The 23935-nt window shown below is 70.9% G+C and carries 21 protein-coding genes and 1 tRNA gene; 10 read left to right on the top strand and 12 right to left on the bottom strand.

Annotated features, from left to right (window positions below; all coding sequences use genetic code 11):
- Positions 1-15: 15 nt before the first annotated feature.
- Positions 16-624, bottom strand: coding sequence for a helix-turn-helix domain-containing protein (locus tag JW592_RS23610; RefSeq protein ID WP_209267215.1), 609 nt, complete (start codon positions 622-624; stop codon positions 16-18).
- Between the two features lie 92 nt (positions 625-716).
- Between JW592_RS23610 and JW592_RS23605 the strand changes: the two genes are divergently transcribed.
- Together JW592_RS23605 and JW592_RS23600 are read left to right on the top strand one after the other, a co-directional pair.
- Complete coding sequence (locus tag JW592_RS23605; protein ID WP_209267214.1) at positions 717-1712, top strand: NAD(P)/FAD-dependent oxidoreductase; 996 nt, start codon at positions 717-719, stop codon at positions 1710-1712.
- On the top strand, positions 1709-2590 hold the full coding sequence (locus JW592_RS23600; RefSeq protein ID WP_209267213.1) for a class I SAM-dependent methyltransferase: 882 nt from the start codon (positions 1709-1711) through the stop codon (positions 2588-2590). Before JW592_RS23605 ends, JW592_RS23600 begins: the two co-directional genes overlap by 4 nt.
- Positions 2591-2912: 322 nt before the next feature.
- On the opposite strand, the gene JW592_RS23595 is transcribed toward JW592_RS23600, so the two are convergent.
- The 7 genes from JW592_RS23595 to galU form a co-directional block, all read right to left on the bottom strand.
- Positions 2913-2986: transfer RNA gene (locus JW592_RS23595), tRNA-Ala, on the bottom strand.
- Positions 2987-3058: 72 nt separating this feature from the next.
- Positions 3059-4501, bottom strand: coding sequence for a divisome protein SepX/GlpR (gene sepX / locus JW592_RS23590; protein ID WP_307805517.1), 1443 nt, complete (start codon positions 4499-4501; stop codon positions 3059-3061).
- Positions 4502-4685: 184 nt separating this feature from the next.
- Complete coding sequence (locus tag JW592_RS23585; protein WP_209267305.1) at positions 4686-5315, bottom strand: GNAT family N-acetyltransferase; 630 nt, start codon at positions 5313-5315, stop codon at positions 4686-4688.
- A complete protein-coding gene (locus JW592_RS23580; RefSeq protein WP_209267211.1) occupies positions 5312-6082 on the bottom strand; it encodes a MogA/MoaB family molybdenum cofactor biosynthesis protein in 771 nt (256 codons plus the stop codon). The genes JW592_RS23585 and JW592_RS23580 overlap by 4 nt, the downstream gene beginning before the upstream one ends.
- On the bottom strand, positions 6079-6585 hold the full coding sequence (moaC, locus tag JW592_RS23575) for a cyclic pyranopterin monophosphate synthase MoaC (protein WP_209267210.1): 507 nt from the start codon (positions 6583-6585) through the stop codon (positions 6079-6081). The genes JW592_RS23580 and moaC overlap by 4 nt, the downstream gene beginning before the upstream one ends.
- Before the next feature lie 65 nt (positions 6586-6650).
- On the bottom strand, positions 6651-7988 hold the full coding sequence (gene glp / locus JW592_RS23570; protein WP_209267209.1) for a molybdotransferase-like divisome protein Glp: 1338 nt from the start codon (positions 7986-7988) through the stop codon (positions 6651-6653).
- Between the two features lie 3 nt (positions 7989-7991).
- Positions 7992-8894, bottom strand: a complete 903-nt coding sequence (gene galU, locus JW592_RS23565; RefSeq protein WP_209267208.1) for a UTP--glucose-1-phosphate uridylyltransferase GalU — start codon at positions 8892-8894, stop codon at positions 7992-7994.
- A gap of 108 nt (positions 8895-9002) precedes the next feature.
- Here galU and JW592_RS23560 point away from each other — a divergent pair, with 108 nt between their 5' ends.
- Entirely contained in the window at positions 9003-9617 is a 615-nt protein-coding gene (locus JW592_RS23560; protein WP_209267207.1) for a 5-formyltetrahydrofolate cyclo-ligase, read from the top strand.
- 104 nt (positions 9618-9721) lie between these two features.
- On the opposite strand, the gene JW592_RS23555 is transcribed toward JW592_RS23560, so the two are convergent.
- Positions 9722-12544, bottom strand: coding sequence for a penicillin acylase family protein (locus JW592_RS23555; protein WP_209267206.1), 2823 nt, complete (start codon positions 12542-12544; stop codon positions 9722-9724).
- Positions 12545-12755: 211 nt separating this feature from the next.
- On the opposite strand from JW592_RS23555, the gene JW592_RS23550 reads away from it, so the two are divergent.
- The 6 genes from JW592_RS23550 (at position 12756) to mscL (ending at position 18995) form a co-directional block, all read left to right on the top strand.
- On the top strand, positions 12756-14432 hold the full coding sequence (locus tag JW592_RS23550; protein WP_372446562.1) for a potassium/proton antiporter: 1677 nt from the start codon (positions 12756-12758) through the stop codon (positions 14430-14432).
- A 344-nt stretch (positions 14433-14776) separates the two neighbouring features.
- Positions 14777-16150: an MFS transporter gene (locus JW592_RS23545; RefSeq protein WP_372446561.1), complete on the top strand. Its 1374-nt coding sequence runs from the start codon at positions 14777-14779 to the stop codon at positions 16148-16150.
- 66 nt (positions 16151-16216) lie between these two features.
- Positions 16217-16573, top strand: coding sequence for an FmdB family zinc ribbon protein (locus tag JW592_RS23540; RefSeq protein ID WP_209267204.1), 357 nt, complete (start codon positions 16217-16219; stop codon positions 16571-16573).
- Positions 16574-16687: 114 nt separating this feature from the next.
- Positions 16688-17524, top strand: coding sequence for an S-methyl-5'-thioadenosine phosphorylase (locus tag JW592_RS23535; protein ID WP_209267203.1), 837 nt, complete (start codon positions 16688-16690; stop codon positions 17522-17524).
- Between the two features lie 205 nt (positions 17525-17729).
- The gene (locus tag JW592_RS23530) at positions 17730-18272 is read left to right on the top strand and encodes a hypothetical protein (protein ID WP_209267202.1); all 543 of its coding nucleotides are present in this window, start codon (positions 17730-17732) and stop codon (positions 18270-18272) included.
- 174 nt (positions 18273-18446) lie between these two features.
- Positions 18447-18995 carry a large conductance mechanosensitive channel protein MscL gene (gene mscL / locus JW592_RS23525; protein ID WP_267878075.1) on the top strand — a complete coding sequence of 183 codons (549 nt, stop codon included), beginning with the start codon at positions 18447-18449 and terminating at the stop codon, positions 18993-18995.
- Between the two features lie 217 nt (positions 18996-19212).
- Here mscL and JW592_RS23520 read toward each other — a convergent pair whose 3' ends face one another.
- Positions 19213-19413: a hypothetical protein gene (locus JW592_RS23520; protein ID WP_209267201.1), complete on the bottom strand. Its 201-nt coding sequence runs from the start codon at positions 19411-19413 to the stop codon at positions 19213-19215.
- A gap of 47 nt (positions 19414-19460) precedes the next feature.
- Here JW592_RS23520 and JW592_RS23515 point away from each other — a divergent pair, with 47 nt between their 5' ends.
- Positions 19461-20639, top strand: a complete 1179-nt coding sequence (locus JW592_RS23515) for a P1 family peptidase (RefSeq protein ID WP_209267200.1) — start codon at positions 19461-19463, stop codon at positions 20637-20639.
- A gap of 167 nt (positions 20640-20806) precedes the next feature.
- Here the strand turns inward: JW592_RS23515 and JW592_RS23510 are convergent, their stop codons facing one another.
- Both JW592_RS23510 and pfkB read right to left on the bottom strand, forming a co-directional pair.
- Positions 20807-22921 carry a PTS fructose transporter subunit IIABC gene (locus tag JW592_RS23510; RefSeq protein ID WP_209267199.1) on the bottom strand — a complete coding sequence of 705 codons (2115 nt, stop codon included), beginning with the start codon at positions 22919-22921 and terminating at the stop codon, positions 20807-20809.
- Positions 22918-23886 carry a 1-phosphofructokinase gene (gene pfkB, locus JW592_RS23505; RefSeq protein ID WP_209267198.1) on the bottom strand — a complete coding sequence of 323 codons (969 nt, stop codon included), beginning with the start codon at positions 23884-23886 and terminating at the stop codon, positions 22918-22920. The genes JW592_RS23510 and pfkB overlap by 4 nt, the downstream gene beginning before the upstream one ends.
- Positions 23887-23935: the final 49 nt, after the last annotated feature.

Raw genomic sequence — 23935 nt, 5'->3', positions numbered from 1 at the left:
CCGTACTGGCACAGCTCAGATGTCGGCACTGTCGGCGGGAGCGTCACGCCGGGGCCTCGCCCGGACGTGCATCCGCTCGCCCTGCCGGCCGAAGAGGCTGAGTATCTCCACAGGCCCGCTGCCCGTGCTGCCGAACCAGTGCGGCAAGCGCGTGTCGAACTCGGCGACCTCACCCGGCCCCAGCACCAGATCGTGCTCCGCCAGCAGCAGCCGCAGCCGCCCCGAGAGGACGTACAGCCACTCATAGCCCTCGTGCGTGCACTGTTCGGGCTCTGTGCGGTCGCCAGGGAGCACCATTTTGAACGCCTGCTGCGGCCCGGGCTGACGGGTCAGCGGCAGCACCGTATTGCCGTTGACGTGCTGCGGCTTGAGGCGTACGCGGGGGTCACCGGTCTCGGGCGCGTCGACGAGTTCGTCCAGCGGAACCCGGTGGGCCTGCGCGAGGGGCAGCAGCAGCTCCAGGCTGGGGCGGCGCTGGCCGGACTCCAGTCTGGAGAGGGTGCTCTTGGAGATGCCGGTGGTCCGGGCGAGCGCGGCCAGGGTGACACCGCGCCGGGTCCGCAGCTGCTTGAGCCGGGGGCCGACCTGGTCGAGCGCCCGAGCGAGGGCGGAAGACTCTGTCACCCCGCCATTGCACCCCACTCTTCCCGGAAACGGCAACAAAGGTTGCCGCTTTTGCACATGCGGTCGCAGCCTGCACCCAGGAGGTGATCGCGATGAGCGACACAAGAGCCCCCCGGCACGGCGCCGGAGCGGCCGGGAAGGTGTACGACGCGGTGGTCGTCGGCGCGGGAGCGGGCGGTCTCAACGCCGCCCTGGTGCTGGCGCGGGCGCGCCTCACGGTGGCCGTTGTCGACGGAGGGCGGCCCCGCAACGCGCCCGCCGCACACATGCGGGGCTTCCTCTCCCGGGACGGCATGTCCCCGGCCGGGCTGCTGGAGGCCGGCCGGGCCGAACTCACCGGCTACGGCGTTCCCCTCATCGACAACCACGTTGACCAGATATCGCCCGGCTTCTTCGTCCGGCTCTCCGGCGGCGCGGTTCTGCGCGCCCGCCGACTGGTGGTCGCCACGGGCCTGCGCGACCAACTGCCCGATCTCCCCGGCATCCGCGAACGGTGGGGTCAGGACGTGCTCCACTGTCCGTTCTGCCACGCCTACGAGGTCCGGGACCGGCCGCTCGGCGTACTGGGCACCCACCCGGCAGGCGTCGACCAGGCACTGCTGCTCGCCCAGTGGTCCCCCGACATCGTCTACTTCCCGCACACCCGGCCACTGAGCGACCGTGACCGCGAGCGGCTGACCGCACGCGGAGTCCGAATCGCCGAGGGCGCGATCAAGCGTCTTGCGGTGACCGACAACCGGCTGCACGGCGTCGAGCTGGCCGACGGACAAGTGGTGCCCCGCACCGCGGTCTTCGTCTTCCCGCAGACGGTCCCGAACGACTCCCTGCTGACCGGACTGGGCTGCGCCAAGGACGAGCAGGGCCTGGTGACCACGGACCGGTCGGGAGCCACCAGTGCGTTCGGTGTCTGGGCGGTCGGCAATGTCGTCGATCCACGCGCCCAGGTGGTGACAGCGGCCGGGATGGGAGCTGCGGCCGCCTTCGCGCTCACCCACGACCTGGTGAACGAGGACATCGAACGCGCCGTCGAGGAGCACCGCACGCCCCGCGACAAGGCCGGTGCCGTGCCACAGGAGGCCGCCGTATGACACACAGCCACGCCGAGGACATCGACTGGGAAGCGCTGGGCGCCGCCCTGGAGCGTGAGGCCGAACTGCACCTGCCCGCACTGGAGACGGCGGCCGACTGGCTGCGCGGCCTGCTGGGCGCCGACTCGCCCGGCGACGGCCGGGTGGGCCGCGTCCTGGACATCGGCAGCGGACCGGGCGTCCTCACCTGCCTGCTCGCCCAACGATTCCCCGGCGCCGAAGCGGTCGCCGTCGACCAGGCGCCCGGCTTGCTGGACCGCGCCCTGACCCGCGCGTCCGAGCAGGGCCTCAGCGGCCGGGTCTCCCCCCTCAGGGCCGCGCTGCCCGAGGACCTGGACACCCTGGGCTCCGCCGACCTGATCTGGACCAGCCACGCGGTCCACCACCTCGGCGACCAACAGGCCGCGCTGCAGGCCCTGGCCACCCGCCTGCGCCCCGGCGGCGTACTGGCCGTCGCCGAACGAGGACTGCCCCCGCGCTTCCTCCCCCGAGACATCGGCCTGGGCCGACCCGGCCTCCAGGCACGCCTTGACGCGGCGCTGGAGGAGAGGTTCACCGCCATGCGCGCCGCACTCCCCGGCTCGACCTCCACCGTGGAGGACTGGCCCGCCATGCTCTCGCACGCCGGCCTGGTCCCCACCGGCAGCCGCACCTTCCTCACCGACCACCCGTCCCCCCTCTCCCTGCCCGCCCGAGAACACCTGCACAACGCTCTGACCCGGCTGCGCGACCACTTGGCCCCCTATCTGGACGAAGAGGACCTCACCACCATCGACAGCCTTCTCCACGGTCATGCCTGCTCCGGCATCCTGTGGCGCCCCGACGCCTTCTTCCTCTCAGCCACCACAGTCCATACAGCCCGCGCCTGCCCAAGCTGACGGTCTCCCGGGGGAACGCAGGAAGCCCGGCAACTCCACCTGGAAGTGCCGGGCTTCCACCGTCCGACTGCCCGACCTGTCCGGAACGCTGCCTCGACACGATCACCGCCGCGGCGACAGCGGACTACGGGGCTGTCACGCTGATCGTCGCCCTCCTGCTGGGCCCACGTAACCGGTCAGCCTGTCCGAGAATTCTCTCGGCAGAGGCCCTCTTCGGTCAGGCCGTTCCCCTCCACCGAGAACGACAAAGATCCCGCGCGATCACGATGATCGACGGGATCTCATCAACTGCTCCCGAGCGAACTCGAGAACAGTCGTGCGGTGGACCTGAGGGGATTTGAACCCCTGACCCTCTCGTTGCGAACGAGATGCGCTACCGGACTGCGCCACAGGCCCTTGCGACGGATGAAACCTTAGCATCCTCGTCGGGGCGGGAGGAAATCCGTTCCTGCGCTGGTCATGGGGCGGTCATTCGTTGGCGGCGCGGGGGCGGTGCTCGTCCTCGTACTGGTCGAAGAGGGGCGTGCGGTCGCGCCGCTGGTGGGCTGCGCCGCCGTCGTGCGGTTCCGCCTCCGGGGGATGCGGCTCGGCGACGGGAGCGGTGCTGGAGCGCGCTGAGCTCCACGCGTCCGGTGCCTCCAGGTCGACGCCGCGGGTGGCCCGGGGGGCGACCGGGGCGCTCACATAGGTGGGCAGCGGTACGGGCACAGGGTCCCAGCCCTCGCCTTCGGAGGAGTCGCTGTCGCGGGCGCGCTGCTGGTCGACCCATTCGGCGTGGTCGGTCTGCTCGACCAGGGCGCGCCGTTCGGCGGCCTCCTGCTGCTCGGCCCGGGCGCGTGCCCCCTGCCGGGCGTCCGTACGGTCCTCACCGTGCGCCTCCGCACCTGCGCCGTCGGGCTCGCGCTCGGGCGGTGCGGTCCGGGCGACGGCGCCCGCACGGGGCCGTCGGCCCTCGTCTGAGGCCCCTTGCGGCGGGCCGGCGGCGAGCCCCGGCTCGGTGTCCACGTCCTGCGCCGCGCCCCGGCGACGGCCTGCCGTGCCCTTGGCGCCGCCGCGCGGCCGCTGGGCGTGCAGGTTGCGCGCCGCCGCCTCGGCCTGGCGCCGGTCCATGGTGAAGGCGAAACGGCGCCGCTCCTGGGCGCGGAGGTAGACGATGTAGGTGCTCAGCAGGACAGCGGGGATGGCGGGCACCCACAGGAGAGCGAGTCCCCGGACGGCAGCGACGACGGTGCCGACAGTGAAAGCCAGGAAGAGCATCATCGTCGTACGCCGTCGGCGAGCCAGCAGCTTGGCGCGTTTGGCCTGCTTGGCTCGTCTGCCCTCCTGGGCGGCGGACCGGGCCTCGGCAGTCTGCCCCCGCGCCTCCTCCAGGCGCGCTCCCGCGGCGGCGGATCCGTCGTCCTGTCCGGCGCGCGGACGGTCCTGTGCGGACGGCGCCTGCCCGGGACGGTCCGCGGCTTCCTCGCGGCCTTCCGCAGCTTCGGGGTCGTCGTGTGCGGCAGGGCCCCGGTGAGCATGCACCTCGGTCCTCGCCTCCGAACCGGGGGCACCGACCATGGTCTTGGGGTCGGCGAAGGCCCGGACGTCCACCGCCTGCTCGGTGACGGCGTCCGGGTCGCTCCCGTACGCGGCATCGTCGTAGCCGTACTCGGCGGGGAGGCCGGATTCGGCTGCGGCTCTCCGCGCGTACGGATCGTCCGCTGCCCACCCCTCGCGTGCCCGGCGCCGCTCCGCTTCTCTCGCGTAGCGGCGCTCCATGCCGGCCTTGCCGGACAGCAGCCGGATGGCGGTGCTGAAGCGTTCCGTCGGACGAGCTTCGTTCAGCTCGTCCTGTCGGCGAAGCCACATCGGCACCAAGTAGGCGGCCCAGGCCCCGACGATGACTGCGTAGATGAGGCCACTGCTGCTCACCCTCACACGGTAGAGGGGATCCCATGAGCCCATCTGCCAAATAGCCCGGTGTGTCGCACGATCTGGCTGATCCCTCGAACTTTTTTTGTGACCTTGCGTCCGGGCTACACGGAAATGGCCGATAAATGGCCGCGCGGAGGGTGGGCTTCCGGAGAGTATCCGGACAGCACCTCAATTCGAACGTCTATTTTATTTCTGTGGAGCGGCCGGGCTGCGACCGGTGCCAGCGTGCCAGCAGGCCACCCGGAACCTCCTCCGCGGTCAGTGCGAACACCAGGTGGTCGCGCCAGGCCCCGTCGATGTGCAGGTAGCGCGGGCGGGTGCCTTCTTCGCGGAAGCCGAGCTTTTCCACCACCCGGCGGCTGGGGAGGTTCTCCGGCCGGATGCAGACTTCGACGCGGTGCAGTCCCACGGAGTGGAAACAGTGGTCGACGGCGAGCGCCACAGCTGTCGGCATCACGCCCCGTCCCGCTACCGCGCGGTCGATCCAGTAGCCGATGTGCCCCGAGCACATGGAGCCCCAGGTGATACCCGCGACCGTCAGCTGTCCGGCGAGTCTCCCCTCGTATTCGACGACAAAGGGAAGCATCCGGCCGGCCTGCGCCTCGGTCCGCAGATGGCGCACCATCTGGCGGAAGGTGGGGCGGCGCGGTGGAAGGTGGCCAGGGGGCGCGGGCGGGATGGTGGCCTCCCAGGGGCGCAGCCAGTCGCGGTTGCGCTGGTTGACCTCACGCCAGGCGCGCTGGTCGCGCAGCCTTATGGGGCGGAGGGTCGTGGGACCGTCCACCAGCTCGGCCGGCCACGGGGCGTTCAGCGCGGGTCGTCCCCTCTGGAACCGCCGGACCGGCCGACGGTCTTGTGCCGCGCGCCCGGCTCGGCGGACGGACCCGGTTCAGCGGTCGGGTCCGCCTCGGCGGACGTGCCCGCCTCCGCCGACGTGCCCGGCTCGGCGGGGTGGTCGCCGCCGTGGATCTGGTCGACGGCGTGCGGCAGCAGGCGGGTGAGGACGGCCAGCCCGTCCTTGACGCCCCCCGTCGAGCCCGGCAGGTTGACGATGAGAGTGCGGCCCGCGACACCGGCGACACCGCGCGAGAGCGCGGCTGTGGGGACCTTTGCCCGCCCTTCGGCGCGGATGGCCTCGGCGATCCCCGGGATCTCGTAGTCCAGGACGGCGCGGGTCACCTCCGGCGTCCGGTCGGTCGGGGAGATCCCGGTACCGCCCGTCGTCAGGACGACGGCGTAGCCCGCCGCCACGGCCTCCTCCAGAGCCTCCCGGACCGGTTCCCCGTCCGGGACCACCCGCGGCCCGTCAGCGTCGAATCCCAGGGCCGTCAGGCCCGCCACGAGCAGCGGCCCGCCCTTGTCTGCGTAGACCCCCGCCGAGGCGCGGTTCGACGCCGTGACGGCGAGTGCGCGGCGGGCGGGAGCGGGACGGGCGGTCGCCCCGCCGGGACGGCTGGGCTCCACGCCGGAGCGGCCGGGCTCCCCGCCGGGACGGCGGGAGCTCTCGTGGCCGTGCGGGTGCTGCCCGTTCCCTGGGCGTCCGGCACCGAGCCGCACATCATCGTGGTGACCGCTCATGTGCCTTCCTCCTCGGGGAACGGCCGGCGCGTCCAGTCTCCCGACTTGCCGCCGGTCTTCTCCTCCACTCTGACGTCGGTGATGGCTGCCGACTTGTCGACGGCCTTCACCATGTCGATGACCGTCAGCGCGGCGACCGTGACGGCTGTGAGCGCTTCCATCTCGACGCCGGTGCGGTCGGTGGTCTTCACCCTGGCCGCGATCTCGACGGCGTCGTCGGCGACCGACAGGTCGACCTTGACGCCGGAGACGGCGAGAGGGTGACACAGAGGGATCAGTTCCGGGGTCTTCTTGGCACCCATGATGCCCGCGATACGGGCGGTTGCCAGTGCGTCACCCTTGGGCACACCCTCACCCCTGAGCAGCGCGACGACCTCCGGCGAGACGAGCACACGTCCCGTGGCACGGGCCGTCCTGGCGGTGACGTCCTTCTCGGACACGTCGACCATCCGCGCGGCCCCGGACGCATCGACGTGGGTGAGGTGCTGCTGGGGGCTGGTCATGGTTCTCCCGGTCCTGTGTGTGCCCCGACACGGTACCGGCAGCGGCAGGAGTGCGGTCTGGTGCCTCAGTCCAGAGGGACGACGGTCACTTCGTCCCCGGGGGCCAGCCGGCCGGTCTTCTCGGGGATGTCGATCAGAGCGTTGGCCTGTGCGAGGGCTGCGATCAGGTGGGAGCTCGCGCCTCCGACCGCGCGGACAGTCCCCAGATCCTCCTCGCCGGGCGGGCTGTAGTCGCCCCGCAGGAACTGCCGCTTGCCCTCCGGCGAGGTCAGCCCGGAGTCACCGGTCAGGCGGGCGCGTACGGTCCGGCGCCGGACGGGCTCTTGGCCCATCAGGGTGCGCAGTGCCGGACGGACGAACAGTTCGAAGGAGACATAGGCGCTCACCGGGTTGCCCGGGAGGGTGAGGATGGGAGTGCGGTCCGGCCCGATCAAGCCGAAGCCCTGGGGCTTGCCCGGCTGCATCGCCAGTCTGCGGAACTCCACCACGTCGCCGACGGCATCCGCGCGGTCCTCCTCATCGCTGCCCCGGAAGGTGTCCACCCGGGAGAGTGCCTCCTTGACGACGTCATAGGCGCCGACACTCACCCCGCCGCTGGTGACGACCAGATCGGCGCGGATCAGCTGGTCCTCGATGGTGGCGCGCAGCGAGTCCGCGTCGTCGGTCACCGCTCCGACCCGGTACGGGATGGCTCCGGCCGCGCGCGCCGCGGCGGTCAGCACGAAGCTGTTGGCGTCGTGGATCTGCCCGGGGCCCAACGGCTCTCCTGGCGTGACCAGTTCGCTCCCGGTGGAGAGGACGACCACACGGGGGCGCGGGCGGACGGTGACCGTGCCCCGCCCGATGGCCGCCAGCAGACCCACCTGTGCGGGGCCGAGGACGGTGCCCGCATTGAGTGCGACAGTGCCCGCTTTCACATCGCTGCCCTTGGCCCGTACGTGCTGGCGGGCCTGGACCGGACGGTGCACGCGCACCTGGCCTGTCGCGCCCTGTGGTGCGGCGCTGTGCGCGGGCATGGCGTCCGCCGGGCCGCCGCCAGTGCCGCCGTCGGTCCACTCGACCGGGACGACGGCTTCGGCCCCGGGCGGGAGCGGCGCACCTGTCATGATGCGCGCCGCCTCGCCGGACGCCACGGTGGGCAGCCCGGAGCTGCCCGCCGCGATGTCCCCGATGACGCTGAGCACCGCTGGGAATTCCTCGCTGGCTCCCTCGACATCCGCCGTGCGTACGGCGTAGCCGTCCATGGAGCTGTTGTCGAACGGCGGGAGGGCGGCGGGGACGATGACATCGTCGACCAGGGTGCAGCCCTGTGCGTCGAGCAGGTTCAGCTCGATGGGGTCCAGCGGGCGGATGCTGCGGAGGATGTCCTCCAGGTGCTCATCGACGGACCAGGTCTTGCTCAAGACTTACATCTCCTCGGTGACGTAACCGCGCAGCCAGTCCCGGAACTCCGGGCCCAGGTCCTCACGTTCGCACGCGAGCCGGACAATGGCACGCAGGTAGTCTGCCCGGTCTCCGGTGTCGTAGCGCCGACCGCTGAAGACGACACCGTGCACCGGGCCGCCCAGGGACTCGTCTGCGGAGAGGGCCTGCAGGGCGTCCGTGAGCTGGATTTCGCCGCCCCTGCCCGGCTCGGTCTTGCTGAGGACCTCGAAGACCGCCGGGTCGAGCACGTAACGGCCGATGATGGCCAGATTGCTGGGTGCCTCCCCCGCCGACGGCTTCTCCACCAGGTCGGAGACCCGGACCACGTCGCCGTCGGAGGTCGGGGACGCTGCCGCCGCGCCGTACAGGTGGATGCTTCCGGGGTCGACCTCCAGCAGCGCGATGACGCTGCCGCCGCGCTCCTCCTGGACCTCGATCATGCGGGACAGCAGCGGGTCACGCGGGTCGATCAGGTCGTCGCCGAGGAGCACGGCGAAGGGCTGGTCCCCCACGTGCGGGGCTGCGCACAGGATGGCGTGTCCCAGGCCGCGCGGGTCGCCCTGCCTGACGTAGTGCATGGTGGCCAGGTCGCTGGACTCCTGCACCCGGGCCAGCTTTCCGTCGTCACCCTTGTCGCGCAGTACCTGTTCCAGCTCGTAGTTGCGGTCGAAGTGGTCCTCCAGCGGACGCTTGTTGCGGCCGGTGACCATCAGAACGTCCGAGAGCCCGGCTGTCACGGCTTCTTCGACCACATACTGGATGGCGGGCTTGTCGACGACCGGGAGCATCTCCTTGGGTGTGGCCTTGGTCGCAGGCAGAAAACGCGTGCCCAGGCCGGCGGCGGGGATGACTGCCTTGGTGATCCGTGCGCGGGGAGAAGTCATGTCCCGCACCATAACCGCTGACTTTGTGAGGAAGATAAGCGTCCACGACGTTTATCGCGTCTGTTGGGTTTGTTGCGTTTTACGGCGCGGAAAGGGGCTGGGCGTTCCATGGGCGAGCCGGAGGCCGTCGGCAACCGTAGTAAGCGTGAGTTGCGCCGCGCTGTCCTCGCGGTGAGGAGGACGTTGACAGCGGACGACCTCCAGGCGGCAGCCCGCTCCCTGGCACGGCATGTGCTGGACCTGCCGGAGATGGCAGGCGCCCGTACGGTTGCCGGATACGTGTCGGTCGGCAGTGAGCCGGGCACCGGGCCGCTGCTGGAGGCGTTGCGCAGCCGGGGCGTACGGGTGCTGCTGCCGGTGCTGCAGAAGGACAACGACCTCGACTGGGCGGACTACGAGGGCCCCGAGGCGCTCGTGGAGGCGGGGCGGGGGCTGCTGGAGCCGTCCGGGACGCGGCTCGGCCCTGAGACGGTCGCCGAGGCCGATGTGGTGCTGCTGCCAGGGCTGGCCGTGGACCGGGGCGGACTGCGGCTGGGCCGGGGCGCCGGCTGTTACGACCGGGTGCTCGCCCGGCTGGCGGCCCACAGGGTGCGGCCTTTCTGTGCGGTGCTGCTGTACGACGGCGAAGTGGTCGACCGTCTCGAGGGCGAGGAGCACGACCGCCGGGTGGCGACGGCTGTGACGCCGGGCGGAGTGCACCGCCTCGAAGTCACCGAAGGCTGAACAGCCTCCCGGGGCGCACCGGGACATCAGTCGGCCCGGGACGCCGTACGGGCGGCGCCCCGGGCCGGGCTGTCAGACCGTGAGCGTGGGGAGCCTACGGCTGGTCACGGTGTGAGGGCCATCTCGTCCTCGGTCGCCTTCTTGACTGCCTTCTCGCTGAAGGGCCACTTGAGGAACTCGCCCTTTGCCCACTTGTCCGTCTGGTCGGTGTAGTGCGCGTTGTAGGCGTGTCCTGAGGCACCGGTGAGGTTGATCCACCGGGAGTTGTCCAGGTCATCCAGGTCGACGACCATCCGCATCGAAGGCACCCAGGTGACGTCGTATCCGCCCGCCGCGTTCCAGCCGGTGGCGTTGACGGCCGCCTCGCCTCCGCCCAGGTCCCAGGGGCCGCGGTTGAGGAGCCACTGCATGAAGCCGGGACCGTCGGTGCCGATGGTCTGGTTCTTGAGCATCAGCCGGTGCAGCCTGCCCCAGCTCCAGGTGTTGATGTCCTTGCCGAGCTTGGAGGTGAGCTCCCAGCGGGCGTCCTTCATGGCGTGTGCCAGCAGTTCGTCGCGGTTCTTGTCGCCCTTGTGGGTCGAGGTGTCGCGCGTCTTCCACCACTGGCTGTCGGGCTGCTTGAGCAGCTTGCGCACCACCTCGAACCAGCGGTCGCCACCGTCGGGCTGGGCGTCGTCGGCCGAGCGCTGCCCGCACTCGCGCACCAGTCGCTGGTTGCCGTCCAGATCGTCGACCGGGCCGGAGTCGTCGGAAGGTACGACGTACAGACAGTCGCCCTTGACCCGCAGTTCCTTGGGGAGCTTGTCGCCGAAGGCGAGCTTGAGGAGGTTGCGCCAGACGGCGTTGAAGTAGGCAGCGGAAGCCGAGTCGGAGTCCTGGGTGTAGTCCCAGCCCTCCAGCAGCTTCTGTGCGTTGCGTACGTACTTGTCGTTGATCTCGATCTTCAGCAGATAGGGCACCAGCAGCTTGGCGATCTCGCTGCTGTTGTCCATCTGCATCGTCTCCATGTCGTCCATGGAGATCTTCCCGCCGTCCTTGATCTTCGACTGGATGAGGTCGTTGATCCGCTGACTGCGCGCCCCGTAGCCCCAGTCGTCGGTGAGCAGGTAGGGGTACTTCTCACGGTCGACAACGGCCTGGTTGGCGGTCACGATGTAGCCGCGCTTCGGGTTGTACTCCCAGGGCAGGGCGCGCTGGGGGATGTAGCCCTTCCAGCGGTAGTCCGGGTCCCAGCCGGGGGCCGGGTAGCGCCCGTCACCCTTGCCGCGCACCGGGATGCGGCCCGGTGCCTGGTAGCCGATGTTGCCCTTGGTGTCGGCGTAGATGAGGTTCTGCGAGGGCACGGCGAACTCGCGGGCCGCTGCGCGGAAGTCGGAGAAGTCGGTGGCCCGGTTGAGCTTGAAGAGCGCGTCCACGGTCTTGGAGGGCTGCAGCGCGGTCCACCGCAGGGAGACCGCGTAGCCGTCGCCGCGGTCGGGAGCGGCGTTGCCGACGGGGGCGTCGTCGCCGACCTTGCGCAGTTCCTTGTTGCGGTCCGAGACGATGGGCCCGTTGTTGGTCTCACGCACGGTGATGGTGCGGTCCTTGCCGCCGGCGACCTTGATGGTCTCCTCGCGGGTGCGGTACGGGACTTCCTTGCCGTCGTAGAGGTAGTGCCCGTCGCGGACCTTCTCCAGGTAGAGGTCGGTCACATCGGCGCCGAGGTTGGTCATGCCCCAGGAGATGTGCTGGTTGTGGCCGATGACGACACCGGGCATGCCGGAGAAGGTGAAGCCGGAGACGTCGTAGGGGCAGGACTTGTCCACCGAACGGCAGTGCAGGCCCATCTGATACCAGACGGAGGGCAGTTGCGGCGCCAGGTGCGGGTCGTTGGCCAGCAGCGGCTTGCCGGTGGTCGTGTACTTACCGGAGACGACCCAGGAGTTGGATCCGATGCCGCTGCCGTTCGGGCCGAGCAGTCCCGGGATCTCGTCGAGCTTCTTGGCGACGGTGCCCATCTGGGTGCTGACGCCCTGAGACGCTCCACCGGCCCTCTGAGCGCCGTTCGCGGCTCCGGAGGCATCTGGGGTCGTCCCGCCCGTCCCGGCGCCCGCAGCGGGCTGCTCAGTACCACCTGCGCCCGGCTGTCCGGTGCCGGTGCCGGCCGATCCGTCGGCGGTGCCGGCCTGGCCGCCCTCGGCCTTCGGGTCGAACTTCTTGCTGGCGGGGTCGACGGCGCCCTTGTCGACGATCGGCTTGTTCCGCTCGTAGGGGTACTTCGGGTACAGGTCCTCGATCTGGTCCTTGTCCAGGCGGCTGGTCATCAGCGCCCGGTCGATCTCGTCCGACATGTTGCCGCGCAGGTCCCAGGCCATCGCCTTGAGCCAGGCGACCGAGTCGACGGGGTTCCAGTCGGCGGGCTGGTAGTCCTTGCCCGCCAAGTCGAGGGCCGCGTACTCGACCGAGATGGCCGAGCCCTTGTGGTCCTTGAGGTAGGCGTTGACGCCCGCGGAGTAGGACTTGAGCAAGTCCTTGGTCTCGGCCGGGAGTTGCTCGTACTCCTTCTGGGCCACCCTGCGCCACCCGAGGGTGCGCAGGAACGCGTCGGTCTGCACCTGTTCGTCACCGAACATCTCCGACAGACGTCCGGCGGTCATGTGGCGGCGTACGTCCATCTCCCAGAAGCGGTCCTGTGCCTGGACGTACCCCTGGGCCAGGAAGAGGTCCTTGGAGTTGTCGGCGTAGATCTGCGGGATGCCGCTGCTGTCCCGCTGCACGCTCACCGGCGCGGTCAGCCCTTTGAGTTTGAGGGTGCCAGTGGTCTGCGGGAAGGAGTCCCGGACGGTGCTGACGCCCCAGTACGTGCCGCCGCCGATGCCTGCCACGAGCAGCAGCACGACGACGATCACGATGAGGCGGGCGCGTCGCGAGGTCTTCTTGGCGGGCATCGCTGTCCTTCGAGGGGCAGGGTGAACCTTGGCTGAGAGGACCGGACGGGCTCGGTCCGTACGGAGCAACCATAGGCCGCCCCTCGACGGGCCCGGACAGCGAGTCACCCCCTGGGAATTCTCCCGGCGGCATATTCAAGCAATGGTAAATTGTTAGCTACCCAAACGAACTAGCCACTGCCGGACATCCGTCCGGGAGCCGCGCTCCGCCATGGCCGGCGCGTTAAGAACGCATCAGGAAAACGTCAGGAGGCCGTCAGAACCATCACGCGCAACGCCTCACCCGCTCAAGAAACCGCGCCCCGGCGCCGATTCCCGGCGACCGGAGCACCCGACTCGTGCACTCAAGGAGAGAGCCCCGGCCAGAGAGGACCGTGCCCTGACCGTCCACAGCCTCAACCAGCTCCTGCTCTTCAGCGCCCTCGTCCTGCTCATCGCCGTCGTGGCGGTCCGTCTCTCCTCGCGCAGCGGGCTGCCCAGCCTGCTCGTCTACCTGGGAATAGGCATCGCCATAGGGCAGGACGGCATCGGTTTCGGCTTCTCCGACGCCGAGCTGACCCAAGTCCTCGGATACGCCGCCCTGGTGGTGATCCTCGCCGAGGGCGGACTCGGCACGAAATGGCGTGACATCCGGCCTGCCGTGCCGGCGGCTGCCGTGCTGTCGACGTTCGGTGTGGCCGTCAGCGTGACGGTCACCGCGCTGGCCGCGCACTACCTCATCGGACTCGGCTGGCAGGCGTCGCTCCTGATGGGCGCTGTGGTCTCCTCGACGGACGCCGCCGCGGTCTTCTCCGTGCTGCGCAGGGTGCCGCTGCCCAAGCGGCTCACCGGTGTGCTGGAAGCCGAGTCCGGGTTCAACGACGCACCCGTCGTGCTGCTGGTCGTGACCTTCTCCTCGCTCGGCACGGAGCACCACACCTGGTACTTCCTGCTCGGCCAGATCTTTCTCGAGCTCGCCATCGGACTGGTGGTGGGGCTGGTCGTCGGCAAGCTCGGCGAGCTGGGCATGCGCCATGTGGCACTGCCCGCGTCCGGGCTGTACCCCATCGCCGTGCTGGCGCTGTGCTTCCTGGCCTACGCCGGAGGCGCGATGGCTCACGGCTCCGGCTTCCTGGCCGTCTACGTCGCCGCGCTCATCCTCGGAAACGGCAAACTGCCGCACCGTCCCGCCGTGCGGGGCTTCGCAGACGGCGTGGCCTGGATGGCGCAGATCGGCCTGTTCGTACTGCTGGGCCTGCTGGTGACCCCGCACGACCTGTGGAAGGACTTCTGGCCCGCCGTGCTGATCGGGCTGGCCCTCACCCTGGTCGCCCGCCCCCTGTCGGTCTTCCTGGGCCTCCAGCCGTTCCGCCTGCCCTGGCAGGACAAGGCGCTGCTCTCCTGGGCCGGGCTGCGGGGAGCCGTGCCCATCGTGCTGGCGACCATCCCGATGGTCGCCGACGTCAAGGGGAGTCAGCGCATCTTCAACATCGTCTTCGTGCTGGTGGTCGTCTTCACCGTGCTGCAGGGGCCCACTCTTCCCTGGCTCGCGCGGAAACTGCGGCTGGACGAGAGGGACGAGGCAGCGGATCTGGACATCGAATCGGCGCCCTTGGAGCGGCTGCGCGGCCACCTGCTGTCCGTGGCCATTCCGCCGTCGTCCCGGATGCACGGCGTCGAGATCACCGAGCTGCGTCTTCCGGCCGGTGCCGCGGTCACCCTGGTGGTGCGCGAGGGCGCGAGTTTCGTCCCGCTGCCCTCGACGGTGCTGCGGCACGGCGACGAGCTGCTGGTCGTCACGACCGACCAGGTGCGGGACGCGGCCGAACGGCGCCTGCTGTCGGTCAGCCGGGGCGGCAAGCTCGCCGGCTGGCTGGGCTCGTCCGGGAGCACCGCGATGCGGCAGTGACCGTGGTGGCTGGCGGCGGAGGAGTGGGCTCGACCGTCGACTGCTGCCGCCTGCTCGGCGTTCTCAGCGTGCTCGGCGTCTCAGCATGCTCGGCGGCAGGTTCTTGCCGCGTTCGACGCCGGGCTTGTGGCAGGTTTTACGAAAAACTGCCTCTGACCGTTATCCTCAAGGCGGTAAAGATTCACCCCGACTCTGCCTGACGCAGAGCTGGCGCGACCGCTCGGCGGCCACGGTCCGGAATGCCCACCCTGCACCGGACCGGGTATCTACCCCGGTCCTGCGCGAGAGGACAGCTCTCGGCGCGTCACCCACAACGCGCTACCAGGCGGCAGAAAGGCCCGGCCGTGGAATCCCCGGCCACCGAGAACAACCACGCAGAGACCGACGAGGCACACGGCGACCGGCGCTCCCGGCGCTCCTCCGAGCGCCCCGGTTACGGACAGCTGCTGCGCACCGAGGGAGCCTGGTCCTTCCTGCTGCCGGGCTTCCTGGCCCGCCAGCCCTACGCGATGCTGACCATCAGCATCGTCCTGCTCGTCGAGCACACCACCGGATCGTTCGGCCTGGCCGGCGCCGTCTCCGCCACGGCGGGCATCTCCATGGCCCTGATCGCGCCGCAGAGCGGCCGGCTCGCCGACCGGTTCGGACAGGGGACCGTCCTCGTCCCCCAGGTGTTCTTGCACATCCTCACCGTCGGAGCGCTGATCGGCGCCGCTCTTCTGGACGCGCCGCTGTGGGCGCTGTTCGTCGCGGCCGTGCCGGCCGGTGCCACCGCTCCGCAGATCAGCCCCATGGTGCGGGCCCGCTGGGCGGCGCGCCTGCAGGGGACACCGTTGATGAACACGGCGGCGGCCTTCGAGTCGGTGACCGACGAGTTCACCTTCGTGGTCGGCCCTGTGCTCGCAACAGCGCTGTGCACGGGCGTGCACCCCGCCGCGGGTCTCGCCGCTGAGGCGGGCGTCTCACTGGTGGGCGGGCTGGTCTTCGCCGCCCAGCGCCGCACCCAGCCCCCGGTGGCCCGCGCGGCTGCGGGCGCCGGCAAGTGCGGGGCCGACGAGGCCGCTCAGGGGCGCGCGGACCGGCCGGCTTCCGCGTTGGCCGTCCCTGGGGCCCGCGTGCTGATTGCCGCGTTGCTCGGTATCGGGATGGTCTTCGGCGGGATGCAGGTCTCGCTCACCGCGTTCACCGAGTCGATCGGCCGGCCGGGCATCAACGGCGTGCTGTACGGCGTCTTCGCCGGCGGCAACATGCTGGCGGCCGTCGCCGTGGGTGCCATCCGGTGGAAGCGCGGGCCGCAGACCCGGCTGCTGACCGCCTACCCGGCGCTGGTGGCCGCGGCCGCCCTGATGGCACTCGCAGCGCAATTGGGGCCGTGGGCGATGCTGCTGGGCGCGCTGGGGATGCTGACGGGACTGTGTGTGGCGCCGTGCATGATCACGTGCTTCACACTGATCGAGTCGCTGGTCCCCGCGGGCGCCCGCACGGAGGCGCTCACCTGGCTGACGGGCGCGGTGGCGCTGGGGCAGGCGACGGGCTCGACGGTGGCCGGCCAGCTCGCGGATCACTCGGGTGCTGGTACCGGTTTCCTCACTCCGCTGGCCGGTACGGGCCTCGCGCTGCTGGTGCTGCTGACCTTCAGGAAGGCGCTGCACCCGCAGCACGGCGGACTGGTCGCTGCACGTGGGCTGGGTCACCGAACGGCCGTCCCGGTGGACTGACGCGCTGGAATGCTGCACTATGGAGCGTTGTTAGCACTCAACAAGTGAGAGTGCCAGGAGGAGAACGTGCCGACCTATCAGTACCAGTGCACCGAGTGCGGCGAGGGCCTCGAGGTGGTGCAGAAGTTCACTGACAACTCGCTGACCGAGTGCCCCAACTGCCAGGGCCACCTCAAGAAGGTCTTCTCGGCGGTCGGCATCGTCTTCAAGGGCTCCGGCTTCTACCGCAACGACAGCCGCAGCTCCTCGTCGAGCAGCAGCCCCGCTTCCGGCAGCTCCTCCTCGGACTCGTCCGCGAAGAACGGCGACTCCAAGAGCTCGTCCTCCACTTCCGGCTCGTCGTCCTCCAGCTCGTCCTCGGAGTCGAAGTCCTCCGGCAAGAGCGACAGCAAGAGCACGGCCAAGGCGGCCACTTCCGCCTGAGGCGGACGTCAGCCCGGGCCCGAGCCGCTGGACGGACCGCCCCGCCGCGGGCCCGGGAGCAGGCCCGAGTCTTCCCCCTGCCCAGCTCTGGGCGTGCGCCCTTAGGGTGACCGCATGAGCGAACAGGCAGAGATCGGCATCATCGGCGGTTCCGGCTTCTACTCCTTCCTCGACGATGTGACCGAAGTCACCGTCGAGACGCCGTACGGACCGCCGAGCGATACGCTCTTCCTGGGCGAGACCGGCGGCCGCCGGGTCGCCTTTCTGCCGCGCCACGGCCGCGGTCACCACCTGCCCCCCAATCGCATCAACTACCGCGCCAACCTGTGGGCACTCCGCTCGGTAGGTGTGCGGCAGGTCATCGCGCCGTGTGCGGTCGGCGGCCTGCAGCCGCAGTTCGGCCCGGGCGCTCTCGTGGTACCCGACCAACTGGTGGACCGTACGAAGTCGCGGCAGCAGACCTTCTTCGACGGCCAGCCCCTCGCCGATGGCAGTGTTCCCCAGGTCGTCCACGTCGCCTTCGCCGACCCGTACTGCGAAGGGGGCCGACAGGCCGCGCTGCGGGCCGCCCGCGGCAAGGGCTGGGAGGCGGTGGACGGCGGCACGATGTGCGTGATCGAGGGCCCGCGCTTCTCGACCCGCGCCGAGTCCCGCTGGCACGCCGCGCAGGGCTGGGCCGTCGTGGGGATGACCGGACACCCCGAGGCGATACTCGCCCGCGAACTGGAGCTGTGCTACTCGTCGCTGGCCCTGGTCACAGACCTGGACGCAGGCGCGGAGGCCGGCGAGGGCGTCTCCCACGAGGAGGTGCTGCGCGTCTTCGGCGAGAACATCGGCCGACTGCGCGAGGTCCTCTTCGACGCCGTACGGGAACTGCCCGCCCTGGACGAACGCAAGTGCGAGTGCGGGTCTGCGCTGGGCGGGCTGGAGCCGGGGATCACCCTGCCCTGACCGGGCCGGTCACCCTTCCGGGTGGCGGAGTTTTCCACAACTGCCCACTCATCCACAGATCTGCGGGCGTCTCAGCGGGATTCCGCGAAGGGGTTCACCGTAGTCATCGAAGGCCGCGACCAGGCGGTTCTTCTCCCTGTGATGGCTGGTGGTGAGCGTCGTGGACCGATCCCGGAACCCGGTTCCCGAGGAGTTTCCTCCTCGTATGCCCCTGCGCTCCGCTGTTCCCGACTTCCCCCCGGTGCGTGCCGGAGGCGGCCGGCGGCGACTGCGGCGGGGAGCCCCCGGGCGGCACAGGGCCCTCTCGGTCGCGTTGGCCGTCTGCGCCGCGGGGCTCGCGGTCGCCGCCCCGGACGGCGGGGCGACCGGCGGATCAGGTGCGGCCTCTGGCGGCGGGGGCGACAGGACCTCCGGGCCGGGGTCGGGCGGGGGAGGCGTTGAGAGATCCGTCACGCAAGAGGGGGCTCCGACGGCTCCCGTCTCCGCGCCCGTTCGGATCGCCGACCCCGCGACGGTCCGGCTGCTGAGCCCTGGCGACCGGATCGATGTGCTGGCGAGCCCGTCCAAGACGGCTTCCGCTCGGATCGTGGCCGCAGGTGTCCGAGTGGCCCACGTGCCGAAGTACCGCGACACTGTCTCGGGCGACGGAGCCGAGGGCGCGCTGATTGTTGTCGTTGTGCCCCGGCGGACGGCGGCAGCGCTGGCGGGCGCGGCGGCGAAGTCCCGGCTGGCGGTGACGCTGTGCTGAACCGCCTTCTGTCTCCGCCACGCCGACGTCGGGGGGTTCCCCTGCACACGGAACCCGGTGGTCCGGGGCAGCCGAGCCGCCGGTCCCGGCCGTGGAGCGGCTGGGCAGTCCCCTGTGCCCTCGGTGCCCCGCTCGCAGTCAGCATCGTCACCTGGTTCTGGAAGAGGAAGTCCGTTGAGCAACGACGCGTCCCAAGCCGAGAAGAAGGGCGTCCTGGCCGGCTTCAAGGAATTCCTGATGCGCGGCAACGTGGTCGAACTGGCCGTCGCCGTGGTCGTCGGGGCAGCCTTCAGCAAGATCGTCGACGCCGTTGTCAACGGATTCATCAACCCGCTGGTGGGCGCCATCGGGACGAAGGACCTGGACAGGTACCGCTACTGCCTCAAGGATCCCTGCACCGTCGGTCCCACGGGCGAGGTGACCGGCGTCGCGATCAAGTGGGGCCCGGTGCTCAGCGCCACGCTCACCTTCGTCATCACGGCGGCGGTCGTCTACTTCCTGATGATCCTGCCGATGAACAAGTACAAGGAGCGCCAGCAGGCCAAGGCGGGCCCGGTGGAGGTGCCCAAGACGGAGGTCGAGCTGCTCACCGAGATCCGCGACGTACTGCTCGCGCAGCGCGCGGACGGGCACGGCTCCCCCGTCCCGGGTGGTTCCGCGCCGGGCGGCCAGGACGGCTCGGTAGGGCCGCAGCGCGGCGGCGGCGTCAGCACGAACGGCTGACGAGACGGTCTCCAGGACCAGGGCCCGGCCCGGGACCCGTCAGCGGAGGTGGCCTTCTGCCGCACGGTGGCGTCGGCCACCGTGCGGAGGACGGCAACGCATCCGGACCGTGCGGCCGCGACGGCGATCGCACGGACGGCGGTGAGCCCAGGAGCGGGGAGCAGGCAGCCGCCGGAGGAGGCAGTGAGCGGGCGTGGCCGTGGCCGCCGGGCCGACCTCAGAGGTGGTGGGGCGGCTTCTCGTCGAGGAAGCGCGCGAGGTCGGCGTCTCCTCCGCCGGAGGTGCCGCCCGCTCCCTCGCCCCAGCCCCGGTCGGTGTCGTCGGAGGACGGGCGGCTCAGGGGGTCCTCGAAGACCAGCGAGGCCGCCGCGTCACGCGGGGTGTCCGGCAGGGCGGAAGGCTGCGGGTCGACGCTCATGGCTCAAGCGTACGGCCGCCTGACGCGGCTGCTGGTATTGATGCCCCATGGACACTCACGACGCCAAGGAACCGCGCCCACCGCAGGGGCCGCCACCGACCGGTACGCGGGACGCGCTGACCGACGTACCCGGCCTGCGCGTAGGCCACGCGCAGCGGACCGGGAACGGCTGGCTGACCGGTACGACCGTGGTCCTGCCGCCGGCGGAGGGCGCCGTCGCCGGGGTGGACGCGCGAGGCGGGGCCCCGGGGACCCGCGAGACGGACGCTCTGGACCCGCGCAATCTGGTGGAACGCGTCCACGCCGTCGTCCTCAGCGGCGGCAGCGCTTTCGGCCTGGACGCGGCCTCGGGCGTGATGAGCTGGCTGGAGGGGCAGGGCCGAGGCGTGCAGGCGGGCCCCGACCCCGCGCAGGTGGTCCCGGTGGTCCCAGCAGCGGTCATCTTCGACCTGGGGCGCGGGGGACGCTGGACGGCCAGACCGGATGCGGCGCTGGGGTGCGAGGCAGTGGAGGCGGCGGCTGCCACGGAGCCGGGCGCACCGGTTGCGGAAGGCAGCGTCGGTGCCGGAACGGGTGCTGTGGTCGGCGGCCTCAAAGGCGGCATAGGCACGGCGAGCGCCCGGTTGGCCTCGGGGGCGGTGGTCGGCGCGCTGGTGGTCCTGAACGCGGCGGGCTCGGCGACGGACCCGGCGACGGGCGTGCTCTACGGCGAGCTGGCCGACGGCCTGCCGCACATCCCGACCGAGGACGAGCACGCCGAGGCCGAGATGCTGCGCTCGGAGGCGAAGGAGGAGACCGCCAGACGCACCGCCGGAACACTGCGGCCCGCGCTGAACACCACCCTGGTGGTGGTGGGAACGGACGCGGGGCTCACCCGGCCGCAGGCACAGCGGCTGGCGGGCAGCGCCCACGACGGGCTGGCGAGAGCGGTGCGCCCGGTGCACATGATGCACGACGGGGACACGGCCTTCGCGCTGGCCACGGACGCAGGGGAGCTGAAGAGCGCCGAGTTCAACGAGGTGCTGGCGGCAGGGGCCGACGTGGTGACCCGGGCCGTGGTCAAGGCGATCCGGGCCGCGGACGGCGTGGACGGTCCCGGAGGGGTCTTTCCCTCCTACAACGATCTCTACGGCGCCTCGCTGTCCGGGCGGGAGGGGGACGGCTCCCCGGAGTCGGACCGTGCGGAGGGCCCCGAGGAGGACGGGGAGGACGGCGCCGACAGCTGACAGGGACCCCGCGCACAGGACGGGAGAGGCGACGGCTCCGGAAGGACTCCGGCACGCGGCCTCGGCGGCACGCAGGAGTACAGCTCCGGGGGCGCACGGCACCGGCGAACCCGGCGGCGGACCGTGGAAAGGTGCCGCCGCCGGGAGCACCGCGGGGAAGTGCGGGCTCAGACGCCTGCCGGGACGCGCTCCTCGACGCCGTCCGCCACCGGGGCGCCTTCCACCTTCGGCGCCTGCTTACGGGCGCCCTTCAGCAGCAGGGTCGTACCGGCTGTGACGACGGTCCCGGCCGCGATCGCCACCAGGTAGAGCAGCGGGGACCCGATCAGCGGCACGACGAAGATGCCGCCATGGGGCGCTCGCAGCGTGCTGCCGAAGGCCATCGAGAGGGCGCCGGTGACAGCTCCGCCGGCCATCGAGGCGGGGATCACGCGCAGCGGGTCGGCAGCGGCGAACGGAATCGCTCCCTCACTGATGAAGGAGGCGCCGAGCACCCAGGCGGCCTTGCCGTTCTCCCGTTCGGTCTTGGTGAAGAGGCTGCCGCGCACGGTGGTGGCGAGCGCCATGCCCAGCGGCGGCACCATTCCGGACGCCATGGCGGCTGCCATCACCATCAGGCTGCCGTTGCCGGGGTCGGCGCTGGCGATGCCTCCGGCGGCGAAGGTGTAGGCGACCTTGTTGACGGGGCCGCCCAGGTCGAAGCACATCATCAGACCGATGAGCAGCCCCAGCAGGATGGCGTTGGTGCCGGTCAGCCCGCCCAGCCAGTCCGTCAGGGCCTTCTGCGCGGTGGCAATCGGCTTGCCGACGACGACGAACATCAGCGCGCCGACGATTGCCGAGGAGATCAGCGGGATGACGACGACCGGCATGATGCCGCGCAGCACGGCCGGGATGTTGACCTTCTGAACGGCCATCACAAGGGCACCGGCGAGCAGACCTGCCACCAGGCCGCCGAGGAAGCCGGCCTGGATCTCCACGGCGACGGCACCGCCTACGAAACCGGGTACGAGGCCGGGCCGGTCGGCCATGCCGTAGGCGATGTAGCCGGCGAGAACGGGGACGAGGAAGCTGAAGGCGAGCCCGCCGATCTGGTTGAGCAGCGCGGCCCAGCTGTGGGCCTCGGTCCACACGAAGTGGTCGGCGACGGACTTGGCGTCGGCGATCTCGTACCCGCCGATGGCGAAGGACAGGGCGATCAGCAGCCCGCCCGCGGCGACGAACGGAACCATGTAGCTGACACCGGTCATCAGCCACTTGCGCAGCCTGGTTCCGAATCCATCCCCGTCCTCTGCCCCCTTGTCCATGGGGGCGGCGGCCGACGGCTTGGAGGTGATCTCACCGCGCGCGGCCTTGGCCCGTGCTTCCTCGATGAGTTCGGCGGGGCGGTTGATGGCCGCCTTGACCCCGACATCGACGGTGGGCTTTCCGGAGAAGCGGTCCCGCTCCCGTACTTCGACATCGTGGGCGAAGATCACGGCATCGGCGGCGGCGATCACCGAGGGGTCGAGCCGCTGGAATCCAGCAGAGCCCTGGGTCTCGACGGTGATCTCAGTGTTCGTCGCGCCCTCTTCGGCCGCTCTCTCGAGGGATTCAGCGGCCATGTAGGTGTGGGCGATGCCGGTGGGGCAGGAGGTGACGGCCACGATCCGGAAGGGCTCGCCGGCCGCGGCCCCGGGGCCTCCGGCACGGGTTTCCCGCGATTGCGCCGATGGTCCGCTCGCCTGGGTGCTCTCCGGCTCCGTCTGCTGCGGCTGTGGCCTGTCGTCGCCGTCCGTCGGGCCGTCGGCCGCCTCGCCGGACGTCTCGGACTGCTGGGCCGACGAGGAGGTGTCCGCATCGGCGTCCCCGCGTATGAGCGCCGCCGCACGGTCCGGGTCCGACACGGAGCGGAGGGCCGCGGCGAACTCGGGGTCGGCCAGGTGGCGCGCGAGCGAGGACAGAATGGACAAGTGGTCGCTGTCCGCGCCGTCGGGGGCGGCGATCAGGAAGATGAGGTCTGCCGGGCCGTCTGTGGCACCGAAGTCGACGGGCGAGCTGGGACGGCCGAACGCGAGTGTGGGTTCGGTGACGTGAGTGCTGCGGCAGTGGGGTATGCCGATGCCTCCTTCGAGACCTGTCGGCATCTGTGCCTCGCGGGCCTCGACATCGGCGAGAAAACCTTCGAGGTCGGTGACGCGGCCCAGCGCCACCATCCGCTCGGCGAGCGAACGGGCGGCGTTGGCCTTGGTGGTTGCGGACAGATCGAGATCGACCAGCTCGGCTGTAATCAACTGGCTCATCGGACGGCTCCGTTGACATCGGGGAGAAGGGGGAGGTCCAAGGGGACGTCGGTGGTCACGGTGACCGATTCCGGACGGATGTCGTCCGGGGTGGGCATCTGGCTGCCGGGCAGCTGGACGGCGGCTGCGCCGTGCGCCACGGCCGAGACGAGCGCCTGGGCCCGGGCACCGCCGGCCGTCAGAAAGCCCGCCAGTGAGGCGTCGCCCGCGCCCACATCGCTGCGGACGGTGGCGACGGGGGCGGTTGCGAAATAGCTGCCAGTGGCGTCCACGAGGAGTTGTCCTGTGGCGCCGAGGCTGGCCAGTACCGCTCCCGCTCCCGCGCCCCGTACCTCGTCGGCCGCCTTGACGGCGTCTCCGACCGTGGTGAGGGGGCGGCCGACGACCTCGGCGAGTTCGTAGGCGTTGGGCTTGACCACGTCCGGCTGCGCCGGAAGGGCTGCGGCGAGAGCGGGTCCTGAGGTGTCCAGCGCGACACGGACACCGTTCTCCCGAGCCCGGGCCACAACCGACGCGTACCACTCGTGGGAGAGGCCACGCGGCAGACTGCCGCAGCACACCAGCCAGCGGGCGCGGCCCCGGACGGCTTCGGCGGCGAGCGTGTCCAGGAGCGCCTGGGATTCCTCGGGGCCGATGTCGGGCCCGGCGGCATTGATCTTTGTCAGGGTGCCGTCCGGTTCGGCCAGGGAGATGTTGACCCGGGTCGAGCCCCGCACCGGCACCCCGGCCACCGCGATACCGAGATCGCTGAGAAGCTGCGAAAGGAGAGCGCCTTCGGGGCCGCCGACGGGGAGCACGGCAACCGTGGGGTGTCCCGCCGCAGCCACCGCGCGGGAGACGTTGACGCCCTTGCCGCCGGGGTCGACACGGTCGGCGCCAGCCCGCAGCACGGCCCCTCGGTCGAGGCCCGGGATCTCGTATGTGCGGTCGAGGCTGGGGTTGGGGGTGACGGTGAGGACGGTCATAGGGGTTCCAGATCGTTGCGTACGTGCGCCGGAGCGACGGCGGGGCGGA

The sequence above is a fragment of the Streptomyces spirodelae genome (assembly GCF_017676385.1).
Lineage (GTDB): Bacteria > Actinomycetota > Actinomycetes > Streptomycetales > Streptomycetaceae > Streptomyces > Streptomyces spirodelae.
This window is presented reverse-complemented; position numbering and strand designations above follow the sequence as displayed.

Excerpts from the sequence above, each read along its gene's own strand:
- pfkB (WP_209267198.1), bottom strand. The coding sequence starts at position 23,886 with ATGACCGTCCTCACCGTCACCCCCAACCCCAGCCTCGACCGCACATAC.
- JW592_RS23600 (WP_209267213.1), top strand. The coding sequence starts at position 1,709 with ATGACACACAGCCACGCCGAGGACATCGACTGGGAAGCGCTGGGCGCC.
- JW592_RS23510 (WP_209267199.1), bottom strand. The coding sequence starts at position 22,921 with ATGAGCCAGTTGATTACAGCCGAGCTGGTCGATCTCGATCTGTCCGCA.
- JW592_RS23555 (WP_209267206.1), bottom strand. The coding sequence starts at position 12,544 with ATGCCCGCCAAGAAGACCTCGCGACGCGCCCGCCTCATCGTGATCGTC.
- moaC (WP_209267210.1), bottom strand. The coding sequence starts at position 6,585 with ATGACCAGCCCCCAGCAGCACCTCACCCACGTCGATGCGTCCGGGGCC.
- JW592_RS23550 (WP_372446562.1), top strand. The coding sequence starts at position 12,756 with ATGGCCGGCGCGTTAAGAACGCATCAGGAAAACGTCAGGAGGCCGTCA.
- JW592_RS23560 (WP_209267207.1), top strand. The coding sequence starts at position 9,003 with ATGGGCGAGCCGGAGGCCGTCGGCAACCGTAGTAAGCGTGAGTTGCGC.
- JW592_RS23515 (WP_209267200.1), top strand. The coding sequence starts at position 19,461 with ATGGACACTCACGACGCCAAGGAACCGCGCCCACCGCAGGGGCCGCCA.
- galU (WP_209267208.1), bottom strand. The coding sequence starts at position 8,894 with ATGACTTCTCCCCGCGCACGGATCACCAAGGCAGTCATCCCCGCCGCC.
- JW592_RS23535 (WP_209267203.1), top strand. The coding sequence starts at position 16,688 with ATGAGCGAACAGGCAGAGATCGGCATCATCGGCGGTTCCGGCTTCTAC.
- JW592_RS23580 (WP_209267211.1), bottom strand. The coding sequence starts at position 6,082 with ATGAGCGGTCACCACGATGATGTGCGGCTCGGTGCCGGACGCCCAGGG.
- JW592_RS23520 (WP_209267201.1), bottom strand. The coding sequence starts at position 19,413 with ATGAGCGTCGACCCGCAGCCTTCCGCCCTGCCGGACACCCCGCGTGAC.
- JW592_RS23605 (WP_209267214.1), top strand. The coding sequence starts at position 717 with ATGAGCGACACAAGAGCCCCCCGGCACGGCGCCGGAGCGGCCGGGAAG.
- JW592_RS23530 (WP_209267202.1), top strand. The coding sequence starts at position 17,730 with ATGCCCCTGCGCTCCGCTGTTCCCGACTTCCCCCCGGTGCGTGCCGGA.